The organism is Nonomuraea sp. LPB2021202275-12-8 (genome assembly GCF_037044575.1).
GTDB lineage: Bacteria > Actinomycetota > Actinomycetes > Streptosporangiales > Streptosporangiaceae > Nonomuraea.
Genome location: NZ_JBAHWD010000027.1, coordinates 41,469 through 62,357, shown reverse-complemented (window position 1 = coordinate 62,357; position 20,889 = coordinate 41,469). Strand labels below are relative to the sequence as shown.

Sequence of the window (20,889 nt, the reverse complement as noted above, 5' to 3'; positions counted from 1 at the left end):
CACGGCCGGGGCCAGGGGCCCGCATCGCACCCGCACCCCGGCAGCACCAGCAACAGAGGCACACATGGCCACACCGGACAACCGCCGTCCGCATGACCGCTCCCCGGACGCACTGCTCGTGGAAGCGGCGGAGATGGCCGTGTTGCGGTCGGTGGTGGATCCCGGCCAGGCCATGGACGCCGGCCGCACCATCCTGAAGTCGGCCGAGGCGGCCAGGGTCGCGGAGGCGGCCGTGGTGGCCCTGCGGGCCATGGGGCTGGCGGCGCGCGAGCTCGGCGATCTCCAGGCCGCGGAGGAGCACCTCAGGCGGGCCATCGGGACGACTGGCGCCCCCGCCGAGCGGCGGGCCCAGGCCAGGCTCTCGCTCGTGACGGTCAGGACCGAGCGCGGCCACCCGCTGCAGGCACTGCGGGTCGCCGCCCTGGCCTGGGCCTACCTGTCGCCGCTCGACCGCGCCAAACTCGACACCCAGCGGGCCGTCGCCCTGGCCCATCTCGGGCGCTATCAGGAGGCGATCGCCTCCTGCGACCGGGCGCTGCGGGCCCTCGTGGCCGCCCCCGGCACCATCGACGACCGCAGGTTCCTGGCCGGCGGCCTGCTCAACCGCGGCCTGGTGCACGCCTACCGGGGCGGCTGGGACGAAGCGATGCGCGACATCAGCGCGTGCCTGCAGATCGCCGAGCACGCCGGGCTCCACCACCTGGCGCGCCTGGCCGCCGCCAACCTCCCCTTCCTCGCGGTACGGCGCGGCGACATCGGCGGCGCGTTCGGCCACTACCGCGATGCCGAGGACACCCTGTTCGGCTTCCCCGAGAGGCTGGCCACGATGCGCGCCGACTTCGCCGCCGCGCTGCTGGCGGCGCACCTGCCCGGCGAGGCCAGAGCCCTGCTGCGCCTGGCCGTGCCCGATCTGGAGGAGTCCGGCGCCCACGTGGCGCTGGCCGAGGCGCGGCTGAAGCTCGCCCAGGTGGAGCTGCTGACCGGCGATTCCCGCGAGGCGATCTCGGTGGCCGAGCGCGCCATGCGTGAGCTGTCGGTGCAGGATCGCCGGTCGTGGCTGCCGCTGGCCAGGGAGGTCGTCCTACGGGCCAGGCTGGTGCTGGAGCCGCCGTCGCCGGCCCTGCTGCGTGAGCTGATCGGGTGCGCGGCCGACCTGGAGAGGGACGCCGCCCATCTCGCGGAGGCGGCGGCGCTGCGGCTGGTGGCGGCCGAGACCGCGCTGGCCATGGACGACCATCCGACCGCCTCGGCCCAGCTCGCCCGGCTCACCATGCACGTCAGGCGGCGCGAGCGCTGGATGCCCGCCGGCACCCGGCTGACGCCTCTGGTCTCCGAACCGCACGCCGGGCGGACGGCCCAGGCGTCGCCGATCCCGGGCCCCGTACGGCAGCACGCGCTGGCTCTGGAGGCGGCGTTGCAGGAGGACATCCCCGGCGCGTTCCGGGCGGTGCAGGAGGGGCTGGCCGAGGTGGGCGGCCAGGTCGACACCTTCGACGACCCGCTGCTGCGCGCGCACGCCGCCAGAACGGGCGAACGGCTGGCGGGGTTCGGGCTGCGGCTCGCGGTGCGCGACGGGGGCGCGGAGGAGGTGTTCGAGTGGGCCGAGCGCTGGCGGGCGGTGGCCGCTCCCGCGCACGCCTGCTCGCCGGCGACCCCCGAGGAGGTGCGGGCGGCGCTGGGCCGGGCGGCACTGGTGGAGTTCGTCCCCGACGGCACGTCGCTGCTCGCCGTCGTGATCACCGGTGAGGGGGTGGCGCTGCGGCGGCTCGGCGAGCTGCTCCCCGTGACCGAGGCGCTCATCCGCCTGCGCTACTCGCTGCGCAGGTCCAGCCTCGGCGACGGGCCGATCGCCGAGCATCCGGCGGGCGACCCAGCCAGTCACCCGGCCGGTCACCCGAGCGGGCATCCGATCGGCGAGGCCGCGGCGCAGCTGGAGCGGCTGCTGCTGCGGCCGATCAGCGACGAGATCGGCGACCGGCCGCTGGTGCTGGTGCCCACCGGGGCGCTGCACACGCTGCCGTGGGCCGCGCTGCCCGCCCTGCGTGAGCGTCCGGTGAGCGTGGCCGCGAGTGCCGCCGCCTGGCTGGCGGCCGTCCGCCGCCCGCCCACGGCAGGTCCGGCGGTCGTGGTCGCGGCGGCGGGGCCCGGGCTCGCGCACGCCCACGAGGAGGTCGAGCGGGTGCTCGCCTGCCATCCGCAGGCGCGCGAGGTGCCCGCGCGGACGGGTCCGGTGCTGGCCTCGCTCGCATCCGGTGACGTGCTGCACCTCGCCGCCCACGGGGTGTTCCACGCGCGCAGCCCGTTGCTGTCGAGCATCACGCTCGATGACGGCCCGCTCATGGCCTACGACCTGCTGGGCGTGTCACAGGCGGCCAGGCTGGTGGTGCTGTCGTCGTGCGACTCCGGGATGGCGCGCACGCCCGCGGACGGCGCGCCGCTGGGCCTGGCCGGGACGTTCCTGGCCAGAGGAGCGGCCTGCGTCGTCGCCGGGCTGGTGCCGGTGGGCGACGAGGACGCGCTGTCCCTCATGACGTGCTTTCACGAACTGCTCGCGGCTGGGCAGCCGCCCGCCTCGGCGCTGGCCTGCGCCTCGGCCAAGACCGGGGTGCTCGGTTTCGCCTGCTTCGGCGCGGGCGACCAGCCCATCGCGACGCTTCGGGAGCGCGCGGGCGATCAGCCGGTCGCGACGGGCCTCGACGGGTCGGCGACCCAGTTGGACCACGAGCCGGCGTAGAGGGCGGCGGGCAGGCCCGCCACCTCCATGGCCAGCACCTCGTGCGCGGCCGTCACGCCGGACCCGCAGTAGGCGCCCGCCGGGACGCCTTCGGCCGCACCCAGCGCCGCGAAGCGGGCCCGCAGCTCGCCGGGGGCGAGGAACGTACCGTCAGGACCGACGTTCGCCGAGGTGGGCGCGCTGACGGCGCCCGGGATGTGCCCGGCCACCGGGTCCACCGGCTCCACCTCGCCGCGGTAGCGCTCCTCAGCCCTGGCGTCGAGCAGCACCCCCTCGGCGGCCAGCGCCGCGGCCGCGTCGGCGTCCAGCACCGGCATCCCGCCCGGCCTGGCCGTGAAGTCGCCCGCAGCCACCTCGGGCTCCTCCTTGACGACCGGCAGCCCCGCCGCGATCCAGGCGGGCAGCCCGCCGTCGAGCACCCGCACATCCGGATGCCCGAAGTAACGCAGCACCCACCAGGCGCGGGCCGCCACCGTGGCGCCGGCGTCGTCGTACACCACCACCGGCCGCCCGCCGGACACGCCCAGCCGCCGCATGGCCGCCTCGAACTCCTCCGCCGCAGGCAGCGGATGCCGGCCGCCCGCGCCCGGTCGCGCCGCGAGGTCGGCGTCGAGATCGCAGTAGACGGCACCCGGCAGGTGCCCCTCCCGGTAGAGGCCGATCCCGGGCGGCCCGCCGAGCCGCCAGCGCACGTCGAGCACGCTGACGCCGCTGAGCGAGGCGAGATCGGCCGGGGTGATCAGCGGGCTCATCGGGCGGATACCTCCAGTAGTGGCACGTGCTGCTCGGCCGTGGTCATCGAGCCGTGGTAGCCGGTGAAAAGGGCCTCGATGCGATGGCTGCTCGGGGCGGTGATGGCCAGGTCCGTGTAGGGCACCGCGATGACGTCGCCGACGCGGCCCAGCCATCGCGTCCGCACCCTCGGCCCGAACCAGCCGGACTCGACGGCCTCCTGCCTGGACACCACCCAAGCCCGCCCGCGCAGCACCTCGCTCCAGGCGTCCAGCACCTCCCCGGCGGCGCCCGGCTCCGCGTAGACGTGCCGGGCCCTGGCCTCCCCGCCCAGCATGGCCACGCCGCGGGTCAGCTCGGGCGTCGCCTCGGCGTCGATCTTCTCGCCGGCGTTGACCATCCCGTGGTCTGCCGTGACGTACAGGGCGGTGCCCGGAGGCAGCCCTTCGGCCAGGCGCTGGGCCATCTCGTCCACGATCGCGAGCTGCAGCAGCCACTCCGGGCTGCCCCAACCCGTCATGTGACCGGTGGCGTCGAGATCGCCGTAGTAGACGGTGACGTGCGCCCGCGGCCTCGCCAGCTCGGCCAGCGTCCGGGCCACCCGCTCGTCCACCGTCTCGGCGCCCACGTAGCGCACCCCGCGGTAGACGGCCCCGGTCAGGCCGGTGCCCTCGTATTCGGCGGGCGCCACGTAGACGGGCTCGATCCCTGCCGCGGCGGCCCGCTCGTAGACCGTGGCGCTCGGCTGCCACTCCAGCGGGTCCATCGGCATCCCGGTCCAGCGCAGGCAGTTGAACAGCTGCCCGGCGCCGGGAACGGCGAGCATCAGGCCCATCATCCCGTGCTCCCCCGGCGACAGGCCGGTGCCGAGCGAGCACAGGCTCGTGACGGTGGTCGCGGGAAAACCGGCGGTCAGGGTCCTGGCGGCGATGCCGGACAGGAACGGCGCGGCGCCGGCATGCGCGGCGAGGGACTCGGCGCCGAGACCGTCGACGAGGAACAGGCAGGTCCGGTCTGCCGGCTCGATCGCCAGCGGGTTGGGCTCGTCCATGCCCAGCGCCGACAGCAGGGAGCGGGCGAGATCTCCCAAGGACGCCCCGCCGTACGCCGGCACCAGCGGCAGGTTCGCCATGTCGCGCCTTTCGAGAAGGTGGGTGAGGGGTCAGGCGGCCGCGCGGGCGGTGGCTTCGGACAGGGCCTTGGCGAAGGCGAGGACGTGGGTGACCGCCTCGGGGCCGTCGGCCGCCTCGCTGACCCGGAGGGAGAGGTCGTCGGCGGTGATGGCTCCGGTGTAGCCGTGGTCGGCTTCGCAGTTCTCGTCGCCGCAGGTGGCGGGCTCGAGGTCGACGTGGGAGATGGCGCCCCAGCCGATCGTGAGCGTGACCTCGGTGGGAGGGACGCCGGGGACGTAGGTGGCGGGGTCGGGGACCACCCTGGTCACGGCGACGGACTGGACGCGGCTGAGCCGGACGGCCTCGGTGGTCGTGGAGGCGTGCGCCGTCGAGACCCCCTCGACCGCGGGGTGCTCGTCGGTGTGGCAGACCAGGAGCCTCGAGGTCGACAGCACCAGCACGGTGACGTGCCTGCGCACCTCCATGGCGGGATCGAAGGTGGCCTCGTGGTGGACCACGAACGCGGTCACGGCCTCCTTGCCCAGCGCGGATTCGACCGCATCGGTGACGAGGTCGGGATAGTAGCCGCTGCGCTCGATGGCTTCACGCAGGCCCGCGGCTGAGACTCGGGTTTCCCTCATGGATCCAGTTTGCCAGGGTCACGCAGTGCACTCACCCGACAGATATAACGCTCTATAACGTCTTTAGGCGGGGCATGAACGCCCAGGCGACAGGAGCTCAGCCGAGCCTGCGAGGGCCGCCGTCGAGGCGGGGGCCGGGCGGGGTGCGCAGCCTGGCGCTCGCGCCGAGGACGATCACCTCCGACTCCCCCACCAGCACCTGGTCCAGGTCGAGCCTGGCCAGTTCGGGCAGGTCGTGAGCCAGCCGGCTCACCCTGACCAGAAGGTCCTCCAGGGCGTCGACCGCGACCGGCGGGTAGCCGTACTCGCCGAACAGCAGCGGCGCGGCACGCACGGAGCGCACCAGGGCGGCGGCGTCCTCGCGGGTGAGCGGAGCCAGCCGGAAACCCTGGTCCATCAGCAGGCGCGCGGTCACCTCGCCCAGCCCGAACGACACCACCGGCCCGAACGCCGGGTCCTCGATGACGCTCACCACCGTGGGCACGGCGGGCTGCGGGGCCATCCGCTGCACGGCCAGCTCGACGTCCTCGCCAAACTGCTGGGCGAACTCGGCGAAGGCGTGCCGTACGCCCTCGGCGGTCTGGAGCCCGAGGCGGACGGTGCCGGCGCGGCGGGAGGCCTCGGGACCGGCCACCTTGAGCACCACGGGCCGGCCGAGCCGTTCGGCCGCCGCGACCGCCTCGTCAGGTGAGCGCACCACCTCGGCCGGCCAGACGGTGATGCCGTAGCAGGAGAGCAGCTCCGAGGCGTCGGCGCGGACCGGCGGCCCGGCTTCGGCGAAGGCAGGCTGCGCCGGGCGCGGCCCGTCGGTCTCCTGGCCGGCGGGAGACGTGCCCGGCTCGGTCGCTCCAGGAGGCTGGGCATCCGCCGGGGTGAGAGCGTCGTGGACGAGGGCGCGGGCGCAGGCGGTGTCGATGTCGTCGAGCTCGGGCGGCGGGGCGGCGGGGCGGGCGCGCCAGGCGGCGTAGCGGACCGCGTGCGCCAGGGCCCTGACCGCTTCCTCGGGCGCGGCGTAGGAGGGGATGGAGCCGCGTTCGGGGGTGGGGCCGAGCTGCAGCCGGGGATGCATGCCGAGGTGCCCCTGGAAGGTGGCGAGCACGGGCTTGGCGGACTCCTGGGAGACCTCCAGCAGCCGGGCGGCCACGCCGGCGGCGTCGCCGGGGATGGGCGGCGTGTAGACGACGACCGCCGCGTCGACCTCGGGTGAGGCCAGCTCGCCGGCGAGCGCCGTACCGAACTCGGCGGGCCCGGCGGCAGGGCCGAGGTTCGCCGGGGGGCGGGGCTCGAGCCCGGCCGCGACGCACGCGTCGGCGGCGAGGAGGCCGAGGGCGTCGGAGTTGGTGACCAGGGCGACGCGCGGCCCGGCGGGAAGCGGCTGGTAGGCCAGGAGCTGGCCGACGTCGAAGAGCTGGATGAGGTCGTCGACCCGGATCAGACCGGCCTGCTCGAACAGGGAGCTGATCGCCGAGTCGGGCAGCCCGAGCTCTTCGGCAGAGTGGCCGGCCGGGGTGCCGCCGCTCTTGACCACCACGATCGGCTTGCTGCGGGCGATGCGCCTGGCCAGGCGGGTGAACTTGCGCGGGTTGCCGAGCGATTCGAGGTAGAGCAGGATCACCTCGGTCGAGGCGTCCTCCTCCCAGTACTGGAGCAGGTCGTTGCCCGACACGTCGGCCCGGTTGCCCGCGGAGACGAACGACGAGATGCCCATCCCGCGCTGCTTGACCCGCTGGAGCAGCGCGGTGCCCAGGGCGCCCGACTGGCTGAAGAAGCCCACCCGGCCCCTGCCCGGCACGGTGGCGGCGAGGGTGGCGTTGAGCTTGACGGCGGGGTCGGTGTTGGCGATGCCGAGGCAGTTGGGGCCGACCACGCGCAGGCCGTAGGCGCGGGCGATGCGTGCCAGCTCGTCCTGCCTGGCGCGGCCCCGCTCGCCTGTCTCGCCGAATCCGGAGGAGACCACGACCAGGCCGTGCACGCCTTTCTCCGCGCACTCCTTGACCACGTCGAGCACGCTCTCGGCGGGCACCGCGACCACGGCCAGGTCCACCTCGTCGTCGATGGCCGTCACGCTCGGGTAGGCGCGCACGCCCGCCACGGCGCGCACCTCGCGGTGCACCGGGTAGACGGGGCCGGTGAAGTCGGCGGCCAGCAGGTTGCGCAGCACGGTCTGGCCGACGCCGCCCGGCTCGCGGGAGGCGCCGATGACGGCGATCGAGCCGGGCGTGAGCAGCCTGGCGATCGAGCGGGCCTCGGCCCGGTGCTCGCGGGAGGTGGTCACCTCGGTGGCGGTCTCGGTGGGGGTGAGGTCGAGCGTCATGCGCACGACGCCGTCAGCGAAGCGGCTCTCGGCGGTGTAGCCGGCCTGGCGCAGCACGCCCATCATCTTCATGTTGGCGGGCAGCACGTCGGCGACGAACCGCTCGATGCCCCGCTCGCGGGCGGTGGCGGCCAGGTGCTCCAGCAGCACCGAGGCCACTCCCCTGCCCTGGTGGGCGTCCTCCACGAGGAAGGCCACCTCGGCCTCGCCGGTGCCGGTCCTGTCGTAGCGGATCACCGCGACCATCTCGGTGCCGATGGTGGCGATGAGCGCGACCCGGTTGACGTAGTCGACGTTGGTGAACCACTCGACCTCCCTGTCCGACAGCCGCGGGCGCGGCCCGAAGAACCGGAAGTAGATCGACTCGGCGGAGAGGCGGGAGTAGAAGGCGCGCAGCCGATCGGCGTCGGCGGGCCTGATCGGGCGCACGTGCGCGGTGCCACCGTCGGCCAGGACGACGTCGGCCTCCCAGTGGGCCGGATATTGTGCCTCCACAGTCACGAGCGTAAACCCCCATCCCACATGCCAAGAATCCCAGGGCCTCTTGGGCAACGCTTGTGCATCGACTCAGGCCCGGTGTCCGGGGTCCGCCCCACGAGCAGCCCGGAAGCTGTTAGCTTTGCCGTGGCCAGGCTCGATCTGAAGGCAGCAAGGTGGTGGCATCATGACGCGGGTCGTCGTGGTGGGCGATCTCATGACCGACGCGGTCGCTCGCGCCCGTTATGCGCTCGCCAGGGCGAGCGACACCCCGGCGATCGTGACCATGCACGGTGGCGGCTCCGGGGCGAACATCGCGTCCTGGCTGGCGGTCGAAGGCGCGGAGGTGGCCTTCATCGGCCGCAGAGGCGCGGACATCACCGGGCGAAACCGTGACATGGAGCTGATGGGCTATGGCGTCGACGCCAGGCTCGTCATGGATCCCGAGCGGCCCACCGGCACCTGCGTGGTGCTGGTCACGCACAAGGGCGAGCGGACCATGCTGTCCGATCCCGGCGCCAACGCGGCGCTCTCGCCGGAGGATCTGCCGCGTGACCTGTTCAACGGCAGTGGTCACCTGCACCTGTCGGGCTACACGCTGATCAACGAGGGCTCGCGCGACGCCGGGCTGGCCGCGCTCGACATGGCGCACCACTCCGGGATGTCGATCTCCGTCGACTGCGCGTCGTCCGCGCCGCTGGAGCGTACGGGCGCCGAGCCGTTCCTCGAGTGGACCAGCGGCGCCAAGCTCCTGTTCGCCAACATCGACCAGGCCAAGGTCCTGACCGGCCGCGACGACCCCGAGGCCGCCGCCAAGGTGCTCACGGCGTGGTTCCCGCAGGTCGTGATCAAGATGAACACCGAGGGCGCGCTCTGGTTCGGCAACGGCCGGCCGGAGCCGGTCCGGGCGGCGGCCGAGCCGGTCGACCGGATCGTCGACGGCACCGGCGCGGGCGACGCGTTCAGCGCCGGCTTCCTGCCGCCGTGGCTGGCGGGCAAGCCTCCGGCGGAGGCCCTGGGGTCCGGTTGCAGCCTGGCCGCCAAGGCGATCGTGCATCTGGGTGCGCGCCCGCGCCTCTAGTGCGGCCTTTCCTCTGCGCTTTATGGTGGGATCTCTAGATTCGGCCCGCTGAAGGAGCTGGATGACGGGTGTGCGTCCGTTACGGCCGGGCGACCCGGTGTCGGCCGGCTCCTTCCGGCTTGCCTCCTTCCTCGGTGAGGGCGGTCAGGGCAGCGTCTACCTGGGCACTTCCCCTTCCGGGGAGCGCGTGGCGATCAAGCTGCTGCACGCCAGATTCGCCGAGGACGCCTCCGCTGTACGGCGCTTCCGGCGGGAGGCCGAGGCGGCACGCCGGGTGGCGGAGTTCTGTACGGCCCGCGTGCTGGAGGTCGGCGCCGTCGACGGCCGGCCGTACATCGTCAGCGAGTACGTCGACGGCCCCTCACTGCACTGGCAGGTGACCAGCGAAGGGCCGCTGACGGGCAGCGCCCTGATGAGGCTGGCGATCGCCACGGCCACCGCGCTGGCCGCGATCCACCGCGCGGGGGTCATCCACCGGGACTTCAAGCCCAGTAACGTGCTGCTCGCTCCCGACGGGCCGCGGGTGATCGACTTCGGGATCGCGCGGGCCCTGGACGTGAGCCAGAGCCTGACGACCAGCGTCGTGGGGACGCCGGCCTTCATGGCACCCGAGCAGTTCCACGGGGAGGCGGCGGCGACGGGCGACGTCTTCGCCTGGGCGGGCACGATGGTGTACGCGGCCACGGGGCGCGGCGCGTTCGGATTCGGGGCGCTGCCGGTGCTGATGCACCGCATCCTGAGCGGGGAACCCGACCTGTCGGGGGTTCCGGCGGAGCTGGTGCCCCTGCTCGGGGCCGCCCTGGGCAAGGATCCCCGTCGCCGGCCGACGGCCGAGCAGGTGCTGCGCGAGCTCATCAGGGCGGGTACGGCCCCGCCTCCGGTGCAGCCGTCACCCCAGCACTCCCGGGCTCAGGCGCCTGCCGTGCCGCCGCCGTACCGGAACCAGGGACCCGCGCCGATCCAGAACCATCAGCGTCCCGCCGCGACCTTTCCGCAGCAGAACTCGGGACCTCAGGGCTTCGAGCCGCGCGCTCCCGCGCGGCCGGGTTCGTCGCGGCGGGGGTTGCTGGTGTCGGCGGGGGCGGTGGCCACGGCGCTGGTGGTCGGGGTCACCACGTGGCTGGTGGTGCAGGGCATCGGCACCGGATCGGGCCGGCCCACGCCCACTCCCTCGGCCGACGCTCAGCCGGGTCTGGCGGTGACGGCCACGGCCAACCCGTCCACCAGGAGGGGTGGCATCCTCCGCGTGGCCTCGGATCTCACTCTTGACTCCACGGATCCGGGCAACGCCTACACCCCCGATGCGCTGAACCTCATCCGGTTGTACGGGCGCTCGCTCACGATGTTCAAGCCCGCGCCGGGAGCGGCGGGCACGCAGATCGTGCCCGATCTGGCCGAGAGTCTCGGGGTGCCAGGTGACGGCGGCAAGACCTGGACCTACAAACTGCGACAAGGTGTGAAATTTCAAGACGGCACGGTGATCACCTCCCGTGACGTGAAGCACGCCGTGCTCCGCAGCATGGACAGCGAGCTCGCCTACGGCTCCAGCCATTTCGACTCCCTGCTCGACCTGCCCGCCGACTACCGGGGACCGCACGAGTCACCCGGGCAGGACACCGATCGGGCCATCGAGACCCCGGACGACCGGACGATCGTCTTCCGCCTCAAGGAGCCGTTCGCCACGTTCGACCACGTGGTCCAGCTCCCCGAGACCGTGCCGGTGCCCGAGAGCGCGGACAAGCGTGCCGACTACCGGCACTCCGTCGTGTCGTCAGGCCCGTACATGATCAAGGCAGCCACGGACACCAGGGTCACCCTGGTCCGCAACCCGCACTGGGACGCGGCGGCCGACCCCAACCGGCCGGCCCTGCCGGACGGTTTCGAGCTGACCTTCGCGGCGGCCGAGGCAGGCGACAGGCTGCGTTCGGGCCAGGTGGAGGTCGGTCCGCCGATCGGGAGCGACGCCCTGAGCGCGATCAAGGGCAGCCGCGATCTCTCCGGGCGGGTGGACCAGGCGCCGACCAGCCACGTCCGCTTCCTCGCGATCAACCCGCAGGTGGAGCCGTTCGACGACGTCAACTGCCGGCGGGCCGTCGTCCAGGCGCTGAGCCTGGCCGCGGTCCGCGGCGCCTACGACGACGGGATCGTCGAGAACGCGATCCCGACCTCGCTCCTGCCGCCGCTGATCCCGGGCCGGCACCCGGTGAATCCGGACCTCCAGCCGGCCGGCGACACGGCGCTCGCGCGGGCGTCGCTGGCCAGGTGCGGCAAACCTGACGGCTTCCCCGCCACCTACATCCATCGCGACCTTCCCCGCGAGTCCGCGGCGGCCGAGGCCGTGCGGGCCGCCCTGGCCAGGGTGGGCATCACCGTGACCCTCCAGAGCTTCCCGATCGGGGACTTCAGCCAGAAGTACGGCGGCAACCCGAGCTACCTGAAGAGCGCCGGCGTCGGCCTGATCGCCCGCTCCTGGCTGCCCGACTGGCCGGACTCCGAGTCGTTCCTGTCGCTGCTGGTCGACAGCAGGCTGATCAACGAGCGGACGTTCTCGGCTAACGTGAGCGTCCGCTCGGCGGAGGTCGACGAACTCGTCGACCAGGCCAGGAAGGAGCTGGACGCGACCCGGCGGGCCGAGCTGTGGACGCGGATCGAGCAGAAGGTCGCCGACCAGGCCGTGCTGGTGCCGCTCCTGTGGCAGTCGACGCCCCTGCTGCGCGGCCGGGCGGCCGCCAACGTGCACGTCAGCCCGGTCTACGGCCGCTACGACCTGGTCACCATGGGCGTGCGCTGATCAGGACGTGGTGGCCAGCGCCAGCGGCAGCACCGCCGGCGCGCCCGCGTGCCGGATCAGGGCGGCGGCGAGCGTCATGGTCCAGCCCGTGTCGATCCGGTCGTCGATCAGCAGCACCGGCCCGCCGCAGGCGGCCACGGCGGCGCTCAGCTCCTTGGGCATGGCCAGCGTCCCCCTGACCGCCTGGACGCGCTTGGCGCTGTTGAACTGCTGCCCGGGCGGGCCCGCGCGATAGCCGAGCTCGCCGAGGTAGGTCAGCCGCCCCACCTGGGCCAGCCGTTCGGCGAAGCCGCGCACCAGCAGCGGCCGCGTCGAGGAGGGCACGCTGACGACCGCGACCGGCCGCTCCCGCCACTCCCAGGCGGACAGCACCTGGACCATGGCCTTGAACATGTCGTCGGCCATCGGCCCGTCGGGGGCGTTGAACAGCTCGCGCAGCCGGTTGCCCCAGCCGATGTCGGTCAGCCGCCCCAGCGCCCTGCCCTGCTCGGCGCCGAGCTCGGGCTTGATCCGGCCGGACAGGTCGGACAGCCCCGTCGGCCACTGCCTGCGTGCGTCGATCTCGACGCCCGGCCTGCTCAGGCGCTCGCGGGCGCTCTCCACGGCCTGGGCGGCGATCTCCGGCGAGCGGTGCCGGCCCGTGCAGTTGTCGCAGCGCCCGCACGGCTTGGCGGCCTCGTCGTCGAGTCGCCTGCGAAGGTATTCCTCGCGGCACTCGGTGGTCGTCAGATAACCGAGCATGGCGTCCTGCTCGGCCTTGCGCTCGGCGGCGATGCGGGAGTAGCGCTCGGCGTCGTAGTCCCACGGCTCGCCGGTCGCCTCCCAGCCGCCCTTGACCCTGCGCACCGCGCCGTCGACGTCGAGGACCTTCAGCATCATCTCCAGGCGGCTGCGGCTCAGGTCGACGGCGGTCTCGAGCGCCTGGGTGGACATCACGCCCCGCTCAGCCAGCGCCTCCAGCACCGCCCTCACGACCGGCTCGGGCGGGAAGGCCAGCGAGGTGAAGTAGGCCCAGATGTCGCGGTCCTCGGTGCCGGGCAGCAGGATCACCTCGGCCCGCTCCACCCCGCGCCCGGCCCGCCCGACCTGCTGGTAGTAGGCGACCGGTGACTGCGGGGCGCCCACGTGGACGACGAACCCGAGGTCGGGCTTGTCGAACCCCATGCCGAGCGCGCTCGTGGCGACCAGCGCCTTGATCTTGTTGTTGAGCAGCGCCTCCTCGGCCTCCAGCCGCTCGGCCGGATCCGTCTGGCCGGAGTAGGCGGCCACCTCGTGCCCCTGCTCGCGCAGGTAGCCGGCGATCTCGTGGGCGGCGGCCACGGTCAGGGTGTAGACGATGCCGGATCCGGGCAGCTCGCGCAGCGTCTGCGCCAGCCAGGCCAGCCGCTGCTCCGCCGACGGCAGGCGCACGACGCTCAGGTGGAGGCTCTCGCGCTCCAGCGCACCGCGCAGGACCAGCGTGTCCTCGCCCATCTGCTCGGCCACGTCGCGGGTGACGCGGGCGTTGGCCGTGGCGGTGGTGGCCAGCACCGGGATGCCCGGTGGCAGCTCCTCGAACAGGGTGGCGAGCCTGCGGTAGTCGGGCCGGAAGTCGTGGCCCCAGTCGGAGATGCAGTGGGCCTCGTCGACCACGACCAGGCCCGCGCTCTCGGCCAGCTCGGGCAGCACGTTGTCGCGGAAGTCGGGGTTGTTGAGCCGCTCGGGGCTGACCAGCAGCACGTCGATCTGGCCGTCGGCGACCTGGGCGTAGACGTCCTCCCACGCCTCGGGGTTGGCGGAGTTGATCGTGACGGCCCTGATGCCGGCGCGCTCGGCGGCGGCGATCTGGTTGCGCATGAGGGCCAGCAGCGGCGAGACGATGACGGTGGGGCCCTCGCCGAGCTCACGCAGCAGCGCGGTGGCCACGAAGTAGACGGCGGACTTGCCCCAGCCGGTGCGCTGCACGACGAGCACCCTGCGCCGGTCGACGACGAGTGCCTCGATGGCCGTCCACTGGTCCTCGCGGAGCCTCGCGTGGTCGCCGGCCAGCGCCCGCAGCCGGGCCTCGGCCTCTTCGCGCAGCATCGCCGCGTCCGGGGCTTCAATCATGTGCTCCTTGTTACCAGGTTTCCCCGACACTTCGCGCACACCGGTCGGCCGAAGAGCCCCGGAACCGCCGGAACCACCGAGCCCTGCTCCTGCCGGTGAAGCCGGAGTGGGGCCCGGGTGGCGTGCAGGTCACCGAAGCGTTCGGTCCCGACAGGCCGGGACATCGCCAGCGCTGCCGGGTCCGGCCGGCTGATCACTGATGATCAGGGAAGGCGTTGATGGTGACCCGGTGCATGCGGCGGCGCTCTGTGTAGTCCGCCACCGCGTAGTGCTGGGTGGGGCGGTTGTCCCAGAAGGCCATCGTGCCGACCTGCCAGCGGAGCCTGACCTGATACTCCGGCGAGCGGATGTGGTCGATGAGCAGCGGCAGCAGCGCCTCGTTCTCGCGGTCCGTCAGGCCGACCAGGCGGGTGGTGGAGGCGCGGTTGACGAACAGCGCCTTGCGCCCGGTCTCGGCGTGCACGCGGACCACCGGTCGCTCGATCGGCGGCCACTTCGCCTGGATCTCCGCCAGGTCGAACGGGTGCCCCTTGGAGATCGCCTTCTTCATCGACATCGTGATGTCGTGCACCGCGGTCAGCTCGTCGCACAGTCTCTGGATGGAGGGCGAGAGGGTCTCGTAGGCCAGGTAGGTGTTGGCCCAGCAGGTGTCGCCGCCCACGCTGGGGAGCTGGACGCAGCGCAGCAGCGAGCCCATCGGCGGGGTCGGCTCGAAGGTGTTGTCGCTGTGCCACTCGTCGGCGCCCTCGCCCTTGGGGGCGGTCTGGTCGAGCACGTGGATGGGGCTGTCGGCGTCCTTCTTGAACGCCGGATGGTTCAGGGAGCCGAAGTTGAGCGCGAACTGCAGGTGCTGCTCGTCGTCGATGTGCTGGTCGCGGAAGAACAGCACCAGGTGTTTCAGCCAGCCCTGGCGCAGCGTCGCGACCTCCTCCTGCGCCAGCGGCTTGCGCAGATCGACCCCGGTGACCTCGGCGCCGATGTGCTTCGTCACGGGATGGAACTCGATCATGACGCCTCCGTGAAGAGCAGGAAGTGACCCTCCCGGGCAAGGTAACGCCCAAGCAATTGCTTGGTCAAGACTCCGCTGATCGGTACGAAGCGCCGTTGAAGTCGCGGGCACCCGGCTCTCTTCGGCACAATGTTCGACATGGCCCGACGCACGACTGCACCCCCGCCCGAGGACTTCGAGGAGCGGATCGTCGATATCGACGTCTCCTCGGAGATGCGCACGAGCTTTCTCGAGTACGCGTACTCAGTGATCTACCAGCGGGCCCTGCCCGACGCTCGCGACGGCCTCAAGCCGGTGCAGCGGCGCATCCTGTATTCGATGAGCGAGATGGGCCTGCGTCCCGACCGGGGGCACGTCAAGTCCTCCCGCGTCGTCGGCGACGTGATGGGCAAGCTCCACCCGCACGGCGACACCGCCATCTACGACGCCCTGGTGCGGCTGGCGCAGCCGTTCTCCATGCGCCTGCCCCTGGTCGACGGCCACGGCAACTTCGGCTCCCCCGACGACCTGCCCGCCGCCATGCGCTACACCGAGGCCAGGCTGGCTCCGGCGGCCATGCTCATGGTGGAGTCGCTCGACGAGGACACCGTCGACTTCAAGCCCAACTACGACGGCCAGGAGACCGAGCCCACGGTCATGCCGTCGGCGTTCCCCAACCTGCTGGTGAACGGCACGACCGGGATCGCGGTCGGCATGGCCACCAACATGGCCCCGCACAACCTCACCGAGGTCGTCGCCGCCGCCCGCCATCTGATCAAGAAGCCGGACGCGACACTCGACGAGCTCATGAGGTTCGTGCCGGGCCCCGACCTGCCGACCGGCGGCACGATCACCGGCCTGCAGGGCGTCCGCGACGCCTACGAGAGCGGGCGCGGCACGTTCCGGATGCGGGCCAAGTGCGTGGTCGAGCAGATCACCCCGCGCCGCAAGGGCATCATCGTCACGGAGCTGCCCTACAACGTCGGCCCCGAGCGCGTGGTCACCAAGATCAAAGAGCTGGTGACAAGCAAGAGGCTGCAGGGCATCGCCGACCTCAAGGACCTCACCGACCGGCACAAGGGCCTGCGCCTGGTCATCGAGATCAAGAACGGCTTCATCCCCGAGGCGGTGCTCGACGAGCTCTACCGGCTGACGCCGATGGAGGAGAGCTTCGGCATCAACAACGTCGCGCTGGTCGACGGCGAGCCCCGCACGCTGGGCCTGCGCGAGCTGCTCCAGGTGTACGTGGACCACCGGATCGAGGTCGTGCGCCGCCGCTCCGAATACCGCAGGCGCAAGCGCGAGGAGCGCCTGCACCTGGTCGACGGCCTGATCGTCGCGCTGCTCAACATCGACGAGGTCATCCAGGTCATCCGTTCCTCCGATGACTCCTCCCAGGCGCGCACGCGCCTGATGGAGGTCTTCGAGCTGACCGACATCCAGGCCGCCTACATCCTCGACACGCCGCTGCGCCGCCTGACCCGCTTCGACAAGCTGGAGCTCGACCGCGAGAAGGAGACGCTGACCGAGGAGATCGCGGAGCTGACGGCCATCCTGTCGTCGGAGACCCGGCTGCGCCAGGTCGTCTCCGGCGAGCTGGCCGAGGTGTCGAAGAAGTACGGCACGCCGCGCCGCACCGTGCTGCTGGAGGCGTCCGGCGCCACCCGCACCGCCACGGTGTCGCTGCAGGTCGCCGACGACCCCTGCCTGGCTCTGCTGTCGTCCACCGGCCTGCTGGCCCGCACCCCCGACGCCACGCCGCTGCCGGGCGAGGGCGACCGCACCGCGCACGACGTGCTCGTCTCCGTGGTGCGCACGACGGTCCGGGGCGAGGTCGGGGTGGTGACGTCGCTGGGCCGGCTGATCCGCGTGGAGGTGGTCGACCTGCCGACGCTGCCGCCTTCGGCCAACCCGCCGTCGCTGTCGGGCGGCCATCCGGTGTCGGAGTACGTCTCGCTCCAGCCGGATGAGACCGTGATCGGCCTGGGCTCGCTCGATCCCGACAGCCCCGGGCTGGCGCTCGGCACCGCCCAGGGCGTGGTGAAACGCGTGGTGCCGGATTACCCGGCCAACCGCGACGACTTCGAAGTGATCACCCTCAAGGACGGCGACACCGTGGTGGGCGTGGCCGAGCTCGACTCCGAGGAGCACGACCTGGTCTTCATCACCTCCGACGCCCAGCTCCTGCGCTTCCAGGCCTCCCTGGTCAGGCCCCAGGGCAGGCCGGCGGGCGGCATGGCGGGCATCCGCCTCGACGGAGGGACGCGGGTGGTCTGGTTCGGTGTGGTCGATCCGGACCGTCCCGCTCAGGTGGTCACGGTGGCCGGCTCGTCCACGGCCCTGCCGGGCACCCAGGTGGGCGGCGGCAAGGTCTCCGACTACGCCGAGTTCCCCGCCAAGGGCCGCGCCACGGGCGGCGTGCGGGCCCAGCGCTTCCTCAAGGGCGAGGACGTGCTGCTGCTGGCCTGGGCCGGCGCCGCTCCCGCCAAGGCGGTCTCGTCGGTGGGCAAGCCGGTGCCCCTGCCGGAGGAGATCGGGCGCCGGGACGGCTCCGGCGTCCGCCTCACGCACACGATCGGCGCCATCGGCGGAGCCCTCGCCTCCGGCCCCGAGGTCACGGCGGAGCCGTCCGCCGTGCCGGAGGAGTAGCGGCGCGGGCTCCCACGCCCCTGGCCATGGGCGCATACAGCATCTGAGGGAGACGGCGCGTGAGTCCCGCCGCGAGGCGGGACTCACCGGGCGCGGCTCACAGTGGTCAAAGTTTCCTGTTATGAAATGTCCGTTGCTTCCGATCTCTCTGGAGAGAGCGCTCTCTTGGGAGGTCTTGTGTTCCGATTAACGCCGTTATGCGCGGCATTCGCCCTCGTCGCCTCGCTCGTCGTGGCTCCACCCGCCCAGGCGGCGGCCGAGCCGCTCACCGTCACCGACTTCGAAGCCGACGCCCTGCCACCCGGCGTGGCCGGCTGGGGCAACGACGCGGCCTCCACCCCCACGCTGACCGTCGGCCCGGCCGCCGACCGCCCCGAGGCTCCCGCGGGCAACCGGGCGCTGACCACCGTCTACGACGTCAGCCAGTGGGGCGGCTGGTCGCACGACCTGACGACCGCCCAGGACTGGTCCCCGTACGAGGGCTTCTCGTTCTGGGTCAAGGGCGCCGCGACCGGCCAGAAGATCTTCTTCGAGGTCAAGGACGGTGGAGGCGGAGCGGGCAGCGCCGAGCTGTTCGAGTCGTCCTTCACCGATGACACGGCCGGCTGGCGGCAGGTGCGGGTAAGGTTCGCCGACTTCACCCGCCGCGCCGACTACCAGCCCGGCGGCGCGCCGTCCGACGGCGAGCTCGACCTGATCTCCATGTGGGGCTACTCGATGCGGCTGCCCGCCGCCGCGGCGGGCACCCTCACCTGGGATGACGTGCAGGTGTACGGCACCGCGCCGCCTCGTCCGGTGCGGCTCGGCACCGACCGGCCCGTCTACCCGGTGAAGGAGAAGGGCGCGGTGGAGGTGCGCGTCTCGGCCGCCACGGCCACCGGTGACCCCCTGCCCGCCGACCTGTCCGTCGGGTACGCCACCGGCACCGGCACGGCGACCGCCGGCAAGGACTACACGCCGGTCGAGGGCACCCTCACCTTCCCCGCAGGGACCGCCTCCGGCGCGGTCAGGTCGTTCACCGTCAGGACGCTGGGCGACAAGGAGTCCGAGGTCGCCGAGATCATTCCGATCGTGCTGTCCGGCGAGGGCACCAGGCCTCCGGCCGAGAACCCGGCCATCGTCATCGACGCGCACGGCCTGCCGTACCTCGACGCCCGCAGGCCGGTGAAGCAGCGCGTCGCCGACCTGCTCGGACGCATGAGCCTGGAGGAGAAGGTCGGGCAGATGACGCAGGCCGAGCGCGGCGCGCTCGGCAGCCAGAACGACATCGCCACCTACCTGCTCGGCTCGCTGCTGTCGGGCGGCGGCTCCACGCCCGCCACCAACACGCCGCGAGCCTGGGCCGACATGATCGACGGCTTCCAGCTCCGCGCGCAGCAGACCCGCCTGCAGATCCCGCTCATCTACGGCGTGGACGCGGTGCACGGCCACAACAACGTGGTCGGCGCGACGATCTTCCCGCACAACGTGGGACTCGGCGCCGCCCGCGATCCCGCGCTCACCGAGCAGACCGGGAAGATCACCGCGTACGAGGTCAAGGCGACCGGCATCCCGTGGAACTTCTCGCCGTGCCTGTGCGTGTCGCGTGACGACCGGTGGGGACGGGCGTACGAGTCGTTCAGCGAGGATCCCGCACTGGTCAAGCGGATGGCGACGATCATCGACGGGCTGCAGGAGCACGGCGTGCTGGCCACCGCCAAGCACTACGTCGGCGACGGCGGCACCACCTTCGGCTCCTCCACGACCGGCGACTACACCATCGACCAGGGCGTCACGCAGACCTCGCGGGCCCAGTTGGAGGCGATCCACCTGGCGCCGTTCGCCGAGGCGGTCGAGCGCGGAGTGGCGACGGTCATGCCGTCGTTCTCCAGCGTCGACTTCGGCGACGGGCCCACGAAGATGCACGCTCACCGGGAGCTCCTCACCGACGTGCTCAAGGGGCGGCTCGGCTTCAAGGGGTTCGTGATCAGCGACTGGCAGGCCATCGACCAGATCCCCGGCGACTATCCGAGCGACGTGCGCGTCTCGGTCAACGCCGGACTGGACATGATCATGGTTCCGTACGCCTACCCGGAGTTCACCGGCACGCTGAAGGCCGAGGCCGAGGCCGGGCGGGTGCCGATGGCCAGGATCGACGACGCGGTCTCCAGGATTCTCACCCAGAAGTTCAGGCTCGGCCTGTTCGAACGCCCCTACGCAGACCGGTCCAGGATCGGCGACGTCGGCTCGGCCGCGCACCGCGCGGTCGCCCGCACGGCCGCGGCCAGATCGCAGGTCCTGCTCAAGAACGACGACGGCCTGCTCCCGCTGCGCGGCGACGCCAAGATCTACGTGGCCGGTTCGAACGCCGACGACATCGGCAACCAGTCGGGCGGCTGGACGGTCACCTGGCAGGGCTCGTCCGGGCCGATCACGCCCGGCACCACGATCCTGTCGGCCATCCGCGAGCGCGCCTCCGCCGTCACCTACTCTCGCGACGCGTCGGCCTCGCTCGACGGGCACGACGTGGGCGTCGTGGTCGTCGGTGAGACACCGTACGCCGAGGGGTTCGGCGAAGTCGGCCGGGCCGGGCGCACCCTCGAACTCTCGGCCGCCGACCGCGCGGCGATCGAGCGGGTGTGCGGCGCGATGAAGTGCGCCGTCCTGGTCGTCTCCGGCCGCCCGCTGCTGCTCGGCGACGTGTCCGGGGTGGAGGCCGTGGTGGCTTCCTGGCTGCCGGGCACCGAGGGTGCGGGCGTCGCCGACCCGCTGTTCGGCGCCGTGCCCTACACCGGGCGCCTGCCGTTCACCTGGTTCCGCACGGTGGAGCAGCTCCCGATCAACGTGGGCGACGCCGCCTACGATCCGCTCTACCCCTACGGCTGGGGCCTGCGCACCGATCCGGGCAGGCAGCGGCTCAAGGCCGTGCGTGACGGGCTCGCCAGGGGCGACGGGTCGTCCAAGGCCGCGGCGGCGGCGCTGACGGTCGCGCTCCTGGACCGCAACTGGACCGCCGGCGGAGCCGTACGCGACACCCGCGTCGTACTGGGAGCGATCGAGACGGCGGCAGCGCTGCTCGAACGGTCCAGAACGGACACGTTCGCGCAGGGCGACGCGGTGGTCTCGGTGGCCAGGGACGTCGCCCAGGCGGCGGGCAAGCGCCCTGACCTGCAGGCGAAGGCCGACCACGAGCTTGCCTCCGGGAACCTCAGGAAGGCGGTGGACCTGCTGGCCCAGTCCGCCCGCTGAGCGGCCCGAGACGGGCCCGCCCCTGTGGCGGGCCCGTCGAGGCCGGGCCGTCAG

11 protein-coding genes are annotated in these 20,889 nt (G+C 72.6%); 5 read left to right on the top strand and 6 right to left on the bottom strand.

From position 1 onward, the window contains the following. Positions 1 to 64 precede the first annotated feature (64 nt). On the top strand, positions 65 to 2,734 hold the full coding sequence (locus V5E28_RS35385) for a CHAT domain-containing protein (RefSeq protein ID WP_336213555.1): 2,670 nt from the start codon (positions 65 to 67) through the stop codon (positions 2,732 to 2,734). Here V5E28_RS35385 and V5E28_RS35380 read toward each other — a convergent pair. The 4 genes from V5E28_RS35380 to V5E28_RS35365 all read right to left on the bottom strand — a co-directional run bounded on the left by V5E28_RS35380 (position 2,674) and on the right by V5E28_RS35365 (position 8,028). Further along, entirely contained in the window at positions 2,674 to 3,486 is an 813-nt protein-coding gene (locus V5E28_RS35380; protein ID WP_336213554.1) for a sulfurtransferase, read from the bottom strand. The genes V5E28_RS35385 and V5E28_RS35380 overlap by 61 nt on opposite strands. Beyond that, positions 3,483 to 4,598 (bottom strand): alkaline phosphatase family protein, encoded by a 1,116-nt coding sequence (locus tag V5E28_RS35375; RefSeq protein WP_336213552.1) that lies wholly within the window; start codon positions 4,596 to 4,598, stop codon positions 3,483 to 3,485. Before V5E28_RS35375 ends, V5E28_RS35380 begins: the two co-directional genes overlap by 4 nt. Positions 4,599 to 4,628: 30 nt before the next feature. Then, the gene (locus V5E28_RS35370; protein WP_336213551.1) at positions 4,629 to 5,219 is read right to left on the bottom strand and encodes a DUF5998 family protein; all 591 of its coding nucleotides are present in this window, start codon (positions 5,217 to 5,219) and stop codon (positions 4,629 to 4,631) included. Positions 5,220 to 5,316: 97 nt separating this feature from the next. Continuing rightward, positions 5,317 to 8,028 carry a bifunctional acetate--CoA ligase family protein/GNAT family N-acetyltransferase gene (locus tag V5E28_RS35365; RefSeq protein ID WP_336213550.1) on the bottom strand — a complete coding sequence of 904 codons (2,712 nt, stop codon included), beginning with the start codon at positions 8,026 to 8,028 and terminating at the stop codon, positions 5,317 to 5,319. A 169-nt stretch (positions 8,029 to 8,197) separates the two neighbouring features. On the opposite strand from V5E28_RS35365, the gene V5E28_RS35360 reads away from it, so the two are divergent. Continuing rightward, positions 8,198 to 9,091 carry a carbohydrate kinase family protein gene (locus tag V5E28_RS35360; protein ID WP_336213548.1) on the top strand — a complete coding sequence of 298 codons (894 nt, stop codon included), beginning with the start codon at positions 8,198 to 8,200 and terminating at the stop codon, positions 9,089 to 9,091. A gap of 61 nt (positions 9,092 to 9,152) precedes the next feature. Beyond that, positions 9,153 to 11,882 carry an ABC transporter substrate-binding protein gene (locus V5E28_RS35355; protein ID WP_336213547.1) on the top strand — a complete coding sequence of 910 codons (2,730 nt, stop codon included), beginning with the start codon at positions 9,153 to 9,155 and terminating at the stop codon, positions 11,880 to 11,882. Here the strand turns inward: V5E28_RS35355 and V5E28_RS35350 are convergent, their stop codons facing one another. Both V5E28_RS35350 and V5E28_RS35345 read right to left on the bottom strand, forming a co-directional pair. Continuing rightward, entirely contained in the window at positions 11,883 to 13,970 is a 2,088-nt protein-coding gene (locus tag V5E28_RS35350) for a RecQ family ATP-dependent DNA helicase (RefSeq protein WP_336213545.1), read from the bottom strand. Positions 13,971 to 14,163: 193 nt separating this feature from the next. After that, entirely contained in the window at positions 14,164 to 14,979 is an 816-nt protein-coding gene (locus tag V5E28_RS35345; protein WP_336213543.1) for a TauD/TfdA dioxygenase family protein, read from the bottom strand. A 138-nt stretch (positions 14,980 to 15,117) separates the two neighbouring features. Between V5E28_RS35345 and V5E28_RS35340 the strand changes: the two genes are divergently transcribed. Together V5E28_RS35340 and V5E28_RS35335 are read left to right on the top strand one after the other, a co-directional pair. Continuing rightward, positions 15,118 to 17,607 (top strand): DNA gyrase/topoisomerase IV subunit A, encoded by a 2,490-nt coding sequence (locus V5E28_RS35340; protein ID WP_442945920.1) that lies wholly within the window; start codon positions 15,118 to 15,120, stop codon positions 17,605 to 17,607. 177 nt (positions 17,608 to 17,784) lie between these two features. Continuing rightward, entirely contained in the window at positions 17,785 to 20,835 is a 3,051-nt protein-coding gene (locus V5E28_RS35335; protein WP_336213539.1) for a glycoside hydrolase family 3 N-terminal domain-containing protein, read from the top strand. Positions 20,836 to 20,889: the final 54 nt, after the last annotated feature.